The 7332-nt window shown below is 69.0% G+C and carries 9 protein-coding genes and 2 pseudogenes; 7 read left to right on the forward strand and 4 right to left on the reverse strand.

What is annotated here, in order from left to right; all coding sequences use genetic code 11:
• Positions 1-247 precede the first annotated feature (247 nt).
• Positions 248-412, forward strand: a complete 165-nt coding sequence (locus VR44_RS44365) for a DUF4259 domain-containing protein (RefSeq protein ID WP_245692544.1) — start codon at positions 248-250, stop codon at positions 410-412.
• Positions 413-849: 437 nt separating this feature from the next.
• On the opposite strand, the gene VR44_RS49275 is transcribed toward VR44_RS44365, so the two are convergent.
• On the reverse strand, positions 850-984 hold the full coding sequence (locus VR44_RS49275; protein ID WP_425424547.1) for a hypothetical protein: 135 nt from the start codon (positions 982-984) through the stop codon (positions 850-852).
• 413 nt (positions 985-1397) lie between these two features.
• Between VR44_RS49275 and VR44_RS46570 the strand changes: the two genes are divergently transcribed.
• Together VR44_RS46570 and VR44_RS45445 are read left to right on the forward strand one after the other, a co-directional pair.
• Entirely contained in the window at positions 1398-2117 is a 720-nt protein-coding gene (locus tag VR44_RS46570; RefSeq protein WP_211275154.1) for a toxin-antitoxin system YwqK family antitoxin, read from the forward strand.
• A gap of 42 nt (positions 2118-2159) precedes the next feature.
• Positions 2160-2327 carry a hypothetical protein gene (locus tag VR44_RS45445; protein WP_157880464.1) on the forward strand — a complete coding sequence of 56 codons (168 nt, stop codon included), beginning with the start codon at positions 2160-2162 and terminating at the stop codon, positions 2325-2327.
• 44 nt (positions 2328-2371) lie between these two features.
• Here the strand turns inward: VR44_RS45445 and VR44_RS47745 are convergent, their stop codons facing one another.
• A complete protein-coding gene (locus VR44_RS47745) occupies positions 2372-2740 on the reverse strand; it encodes a DUF6183 family protein (protein WP_052713917.1) in 369 nt (122 codons plus the stop codon).
• On the opposite strand from VR44_RS47745, the pseudogene VR44_RS48605 reads away from it, so the two are divergent.
• Positions 2687-2896, forward strand: a pseudogene (locus VR44_RS48605) (pentapeptide repeat-containing protein); the annotation flags it as partial. The gene VR44_RS47745 and the pseudogene VR44_RS48605 overlap by 54 nt on opposite strands.
• Positions 2897-2923: 27 nt before the next feature.
• Positions 2924-3079 (forward strand): hypothetical protein, encoded by a 156-nt coding sequence (locus tag VR44_RS47755; RefSeq protein WP_245692541.1) that lies wholly within the window; start codon positions 2924-2926, stop codon positions 3077-3079.
• A 104-nt stretch (positions 3080-3183) separates the two neighbouring features.
• Here the strand turns inward: VR44_RS47755 and VR44_RS31010 are convergent, their stop codons facing one another.
• Positions 3184-3456 (reverse strand): hypothetical protein, encoded by a 273-nt coding sequence (locus VR44_RS31010; protein ID WP_342669411.1) that lies wholly within the window; start codon positions 3454-3456, stop codon positions 3184-3186.
• Between the two features lie 488 nt (positions 3457-3944).
• Between VR44_RS31010 and VR44_RS41580 the strand changes: the two genes are divergently transcribed.
• Together VR44_RS41580 and VR44_RS31020 are read left to right on the forward strand one after the other, a co-directional pair.
• Positions 3945-4658, forward strand: a complete 714-nt coding sequence (locus tag VR44_RS41580; protein ID WP_052713918.1) for a hypothetical protein — start codon at positions 3945-3947, stop codon at positions 4656-4658.
• A gap of 153 nt (positions 4659-4811) precedes the next feature.
• Positions 4812-5668: pseudogene (locus VR44_RS31020) on the forward strand (transposase); the annotation flags it as partial.
• 225 nt (positions 5669-5893) lie between these two features.
• Here the strand turns inward: VR44_RS31020 and VR44_RS31025 are convergent.
• A partial coding sequence (locus VR44_RS31025; protein ID WP_045950945.1) for an IPT/TIG domain-containing protein occupies positions 5894-7332 on the reverse strand: 1439 nt, incomplete at its 5' end.

Here is a 7332-nt window from a genome sequence, read left to right on the forward strand (position 1 = left end):
GTTGAAGCGCGCGGAATGGGCCAGCGGACGAACTTCGACTTCGAGTTTCCCGGAGCGAAATCGGCATCTGTGACGCTGCGCCTGTCCAGGTAACAAGAGGCCGGGCGGCCCCTGCTGCAGCACTGAAGTCGCGCGGCCTGGAGCCGGTCAGGAGCGGCCCAGGTCCAGCGGAGTCCATGGGAGCCGTGTCGACGGCCTCGCACATGTGACCCACCTGTCGTCTGATCGCTCGGTGTACTGCGTGCAAATGAGGGCGAGTTCACCGGAAGGCGTCGTCCGCGGCATCCTCACCCGTGTGATCGACACCGCGGGCGATCTGGAAGCACCCGAATCTGAGCAAGCCGTTGCTGCGGCCGCCCTCGTCGCCGCGCAATGCTCTGGACGAGTAAGTCCGAAGTCTTCGGGCGCATGAAGCGAGGGTCTCGTTGATCCGTTTGTGACGACACGTCGACGACGAGGTGGACCTTGTGGTCGACGTGGCCGGCGAGACCGGCACATCACCTCGGCGGTGAAGCTCTCGGTGAAGACCATGAAGTGCATCCAGCCCTTGGTGCTGATCGCCGACATCGCGTTCACCGAGAACCGGTTCCCGCTCCGCCGTACGACGGGTCCTGCCCTTCTCGCCCCAGGTGCGACCGGTGACCTGGTCGGAGCGGATGCCGACCTGGTCGGCGAACAGATCTCGCCGCCGTCCCTCTTCACCTTCGCCCGGATCGCCGGCCAGGTCTCCTCGTGCCAGCGGCGCACGGCCTCCGGGTGCTGCTTGACGGCCCGCTTGTCCGGACGCTGGAAGGACAGCCTCCAACGCCTCAGGTACTTGCCCACCCCTGGTTCGGTCAGCCGTACCCGCTACAGCTTCGCGATCAGGTCACCGATCAGCCGCCGCGTCCACAACTGCCCGGAAAGTCCCACGTCACAGGGCTGGTGGTCGAGGACGGCCTGCTGCACCGCGGCCTGCTCGGCCTCCCCGAGCACCTGGTGCACCCCGACCGGCTTGCCCCGCGGCCGCCTGGCCGGCGCCTCCCGGCCGCCGGCCTGCTACTTCGCCCACCACGTGTCGACCGCCTTCAGCGACACCCCGAAGACCGCTGCCACGTCCTCACAGTCCCGCCCCGCCACCAACGCAGCCACCGCCCGCAGTCGCAGGGCCTCCTGCGCCGACGGCGACAGATGTCGCGCGTCCCCCACCAGATCGCTCACAGCCCACCAACGACCCAAAACCCAAACCGTTTCAGCTCGATATGTGACAACTACCGAGCTTCGGCGCGACGGCGTTGTTGTCGCCGGGTGGAGCGTTCGGCAGGATGCGAGCGGTGACGGCGGCGGGAACCCGCCCGATCGCGCCGGGCGTCGTACAGGGACGGGAAAGTTCGTTCGCTTCAGGGAGGGGTGGGTCCATGCTCGGTGATTGGCCGACCGAGGACCAGTTGAGGAGGACTTTCGGCGCCGTGCTGGAAGAGGTGCTCAGTGGCCAGGGTTTGCGGACCTGCACTGGGCTCGACATGGCAACGGATGACGCGCTGTGGGAGATCGCCGAGTATGGTCCGGGGGCCCCTGCCGAACTTGTCGACGCCGCCCGTGCCGCCTTCGCCGGGCAACTGGACGGCAGCAACGCCGCGCACTGGCGCGCAGAGCTCAGGCGCAAGTTCGCAGCGCGCGGGCAGCGCGCCGCCGAGCGCGAGTCAGGGCCCACCATCGAGGCTCGTGGTGGTGCCGAGCCGCCGGCGAAACCGTGCGGGGCGACGCCGACTTCAGTACGGGCGATGCGTATCAAAGGCGATCAGACCTACTTGGACGAGTACGGACGCACCTGTCACGCAGGGGAACTGTTCACTGGGGAGGTCGAGGAAGTCGCGGACAACGGGCACACCGAGCTGCTCGGCACCTACTGCTCGGGCATCGAGCACGGGCGGCAGCAGGAGTGGTGGCCGGACGGGACCAAGCGGGCCGAGGGCGTGACCATCATGGGTGCCGCGGTGGGTGAGTGGCGGTACTGGCACGCCAACGGCTTGCCGTCGGAAGTGGTCGTTTTCGATGAGAACGGTCGGGAGATGTCGAGAAAGCGCTGGAATGCCGTAGGTGAGCTGATCATGGATCACGTGACGCGCCGGGCCTGATCCTTAGGCAGGATCACTGGAGCGCTCGTTCGGCGAGTCGGCGTGAGTGACGCCCGTCGTGGCTCCGTGGCCGTCGGCGTCGACGCCGCCTCGAACTCCTGGCTCGCGGCGGACTGGGTCGCATCGGAGAACGGCGACGACCAGTACGTCGGACAGTCCGCCGGTGGTCCCCTCGAGGCCAGGATCGGCGGGACCGTCGTGGCGGGCTAGCAGGTGAGGAGGGAGCTGACCGTCTGCCTCGGATGCGCTGGCGCTCAGTAGGTGTCCGTGGCTGCCAGCACAGCCAGTCGGCGGCCGTTCGGTGAGAGGGCCACGATGGCGAGGTCCCAGCGCTGGCGGAAGAACCACCCGCTATCGGTGCCGAAGCTGTACCACCGGTAGGCCGCCGCCAATGCCTCGACCTCGGCCACCGGGGTGCCCTCTTCCACTCCCGTCAGTCCGGCCAGGGAACGCCAGGCCGCAAGGCGGCCATAGGCGCCGTACTCCGCCGATTCATACGCTCCTCCCTCGGCCGCGGCGTCAAACAGGACCTCCCAGACCTCCACCGGAAAGCAGCGGCTGAGGCTCACCTGGGCCGCCGCGGCCGTGCACTTCAGACCGATCGCCCCAAGGACGGCAGGCAAGCTGGCCGGCGTCAGCGGCTCGACGAACTCGAACGCCCGGGCCTCGACGCCTCCCTCACGGGCGCGTCACTGACGGGTGCGGACCTGCGGAACGCGGACCTGCGTGGCGTCGACCTCACCGGCGCCGACCTCACCGGCGCGAAGCTGCAAGGGGCGGATCTGCGCAATTCCGCGAAAGGGACGGTGAACGGCAAGCCGGGTGGGTGGACATCCCTCAACACCACACATGTGACAGTTGCTCAGTTGCTCACCGCGCAGCTCGATTCCCACACCGCTCTGCCGCCAGCGCTGGCCGGAGATCCCAAGATCAAGGCCAAAATCACCGGAACGAGCGACTGATCCGGCCAGGCCGCCCAGAAGACCGCAACCGATTCTCATCGGAGGTACGTTGACGTCGCAGCTCCCCAGGGCTTCGGCGTAGTTGCGTGGCGTCCGGTTCGTGATCATCCGAGGCCAAGGAGTGCGAGAGGACGGCGAGGGTCGCGGGCGTTGCGGCGGAGGCCAGCCGCGATGTTCGTCACTCCGGCCATACGGAGGACTCCGATGGCGAGGTTGCGCCAGGTGGCCATCGCGCGGGGCGCGTTGTCGATCCGCAGCTGGGAGGCGTCCTCGGCAATGGTGGTGCCGCGGACATGGTGCAGACTGTCAAGGAAGTCCTGAGCCCTCAACATCAGGACCGAGGTCATCCCGCCCTGCCGCTTGTAGTCGACCTCCACCGAGCCGACCGGCGACAGCCCCCGAGCCTGACCACCTGGTCGAAGTCCACCCTTCGGACGCCGAGCCGGCGGGCGGCCTGGTCCGGGGGGACGTGGCGGTCGAGGAGGGTGGGAAGGTTCCCGGTGGCGGGCGAGCGCGGCCACCTAATCCGGGTGACCGTCAGGGAACTGCGTCTCGCCACCGAGGTAGACCAGAAGGCCGGCCTTCACCAGATGCCCGACCGCCGAAGCGGACACCCTCGGCCGGAGAATCGGCAACGGCACCCCCAGAGAGCCTCCGTCAGCCGCTGCGCCGCCACCCCAGCACCGATCGGGCCCCGCGGCGCCGCGCGGACCGCCTCCGGGTCGCAGACCTCCACCGCCCTCGACCACCGGCCCGCCCCCGCGTCCGCCGGAAGGGCAGGGGGGCGGCTCGGCGCCGGGGACGGAGCAGCTTCGGGGTGACCGGCATTTTGGGGCGGGGGTCCTTGAGACCGTAGTGTCTGATCATGACCATGCCGACTTCCCCCAACCTGCCCGACACGTCCGGGACCCCGCAGCAGTCGCACGCGGACCCGGGGGCAGACGGCCCTGTGGGAAGGCGGCGGACCAGCAGGACGGTACTGATCGTCGCCGTCTCGGTCGTGGGCCTCCTCGCCGCAGGCTTCGGGGTGCGGTGGATGGCGAGCGGGCCGGACGAGTACCGGCTCTCCATGCCCGACACCTTGCTCGGCGGCTCCTACCAGCGGTCCGAGGACGGTCCGCCGAGTTCGAAGGACGATGCACCCATGGGGTCTTCCGGCACCGCTGCCGGGAAGCCCGCCCGCGTCACCGCCCGGTACGAGAAGGGCTCGGCAGGTACCCGAGAGGTCCTCATGGTGACTGGGGCGTACGGCCATTTCACCACCCCGCACAACAAATCCCGCACGGCCCTGCTGTCGGGAGCCTCAGCGCCGACCGAGGCACAAGCGCCCGTCCCGCCCAGGGACATTACCCCGCCGGGCAGCGACATCACGGTGAGCTGCCAGGTTCTCACCCGGCCCGGCGATGAGGACGTCCGGGTCGACATGCCCATGTGCGCATGGTCCGACGGAAGCACCATGGCACTGGTGGCGCTGTTCATCCCGGACGGCCCGCAGCCAGCCCCGGAGAGCATCGATCTGGACCGGCTCGCCGCCATCACCCTGCAGGTACGGTCAGAGGCCCGACAGCCGGCCGGTTGATCGTGTGGCGTGAACCATCACCACAGCTTGTCGATGTCCCCGGGATACAGCAGGAGCGGCCAGTCCGGCGTAGCTCGGCGCTCGCGTCGGTCATGAGGCCGGCACGGTCCGGTCGTAAGAGCAGGGCCGGGAATCGGGCTGAGCTTGTTCTTTATCGCCGCGGGCCAGTGGCAGGCCGGGGACCCGGACATCGTGATCGTCAGCGACGCCGGCTACGACGTCACCCGCCTGGGCTGGGTCCTGCGTGACCTGCCGGTCGAGCTGGTGGGCCGGGTCCGCTCCGACCGCGTCATGCGTCTGCCAAAGTCGCCGAGGATACACGGCGTCAACGGCCGGCCACCCAAGCACAGCCCGGAATTCCGCTTCACCAAGCCGGAGACCTGGCCCGAGCCCGCGATCACCACGGTCACGGACACCACCAACTACGGCAAGGCCGAAACCCAGGCATGGGACCGGGTCCACCCAAGCCTCACCCACCGTTCCTCATGGCTCGAACATGATGGTGAACTCCCTTTGGTGGAGCGGACGTTGATGCACTTCAAGGTCGAGCATCTACCGAAGGACCGGGATGCCCCGCCGGTGTGGTTGTGGTCCTCGAAGACGGGCACGATGTGGACCGCTGCTGGCAGGCTTTTCTCCGCCGCTTCGATCTGGAGCACACCTTCCGCTTCGCGAAGCAGACCCTCGGATGGACCACCCCGAAACTCCGTACTCCCGAGGCCGCGGACCGCTGGACCTGGATCTTGATCGTCGCCCACACCCAGCTCCGGCTCGCCCGGCCCCTCGCCACGAACCTCCGCAGGCCCTGGGAGAAACCCACGACCTCCGACCGGCTCATCCCGGCCCGGGTCCGCCGGGGGTTCAGGAACATCCGCGCTCACCTCGCCTGCCCGACCCGTGTTCCCAAACCCCGAGGAGCCGGCCCCGGACGGCCGCCCGGCGCCAAGAACAAACACCGGGCACCCCGCTACGACGTCGGCAAGACCGTCAAACGCCCCGAGACCCTCAAAGCCATCGGCGAGCCTGGGGGTGGCGGTGTAGGGGGCTGGCGGTACTTGCCGCAGGATGAGGGCGCCGCCGATTCGGGCTGTGAGCGGGCGTGCGCGTCTCTGATCACAGGCGTGGGTGGGGAGCCGTCGTCAACGGTGGCGCGCAAGCTGCCCTGACGCGCACCGGCCCGGCCCCGGGGCCGGGGCCGGGGCCGGGCCGGTGCGCTCCGACGAGAGCTGTGGGTGTCAGCGCAGGGTGAACGGTGCCACGTGTGTCGTGGTGTCAGCTCCGCTGATGGTGAACTGCAGGTTGTAGCTGCCGTTCGCCAGTCCCCTGGTGGAGACGTTGACGATGTAGCCGCCCAGTTGCGCGTCGTATCGGAACGGGGTCGTGAACGGCACGGTGGTGGGACCGACGATCCGGCTGGGTGTGAGGGTGATGCCAGGGCTGGACAGGTTGGCGCCGTTGACGTCACAGATCCGGAGCCTGATCGGGACCGTGCTGTTCCCGCCGCGGATCGGCCGGCTCGGGTCGTAGAGCAGGCAGATCCGGTACGCCACGGTGTATGTGACGCTCTTGGTGGCCGGGTTGGAGGCGACATCCGCGGCGTTCACCGTGAAGGTGTGCGAGCCGAACGTCGAGGTGTCGATCGGGCTGCCGTTCGGGACCGTACCGACGCAGCTCGCCACACCGGAGGTGGCGTCCGCGCACGCGTAGGACGCCGTGACCGGCTGGTGGAACAGGTACGTGCCGGCCGTCGGACGCAGGATGGTGATCGTCGGCGCCGCGGTGTCCAGGCGCACGGTGCTCGTCTGCGGCGCGGAGGTGTTGCCGGCGTTGTCGGTGGCGGTGAAGGTCACCGTCGTCACGCCGTCCACCGTGATCGGCACGGCGGCGCTCCCGCCGGACACGTGGGTGGTACCGATCGGCTGGGCGCCGGTCGCGCTGTAGGTGATCTCCTGGATACCGGAGCCGCAGGACCCGTCACCGGCGCTGATGTCGACCGTTGCCGGGCTGCTGTTGTTCCAGCCGGCGGCGTTCGGCGAGGGCGAGACGCTCGCGGAGGCGGTCGGCGCCGACGTGTCGGCGTCGTACGTGAACTTGTCGGCGTTGGTGATCGGGCTGGTGCCGTTGGGGGTGGTCACGGTGACGTCCACCGTGCCCCGTGGCTGCGGGGGCGCCTCGGCGGTGAGTTCCTCCGGCCCGATGACGTTCACGTTCGTGGCGTCCACGGAGCCGAACCTGACGGTGGTGCCGCTCGTGGGGAACTCCGTGCCGCGCACGGTCACGGTGTTCACGCACTGGGCCCGTTCGGGCGCGTGGTTCGGGGTGACGCTCGTGACGGTCGGCGGGGACAGCGTGACGCGATCCATCGCGGTGCCCCAGTCGCCGCCGCGGATCCCGGTATTGGCAATGGCTCCGATCTGCTGGACCGTCCAGACGTCCTTGGGGTTGCTGGGGTCGCGGGCGGTGCCCGAGTAGTCGCCCCAGCGCGGTCGGCTGCAACTGTTGCACGTGTAGGCCTGGGTGCCCGCGTCGTAGAAGTCGCCGAACGTCGTCGCCGGGAAGTTGCCTCCCGGCACGCCGATCGCGACCGCGGTGACAAACCTGGTGGACGAGGACGCGTTGAAGCCCGCGAACAGGTCATCCTCGTCGTTCAGGACCAGTGAGCCGTAGTAGAGGT

The organism is Streptomyces katrae (assembly GCF_000966975.1).
GTDB classification, from domain to species: domain Bacteria; phylum Actinomycetota; class Actinomycetes; order Streptomycetales; family Streptomycetaceae; genus Streptomyces; species Streptomyces katrae.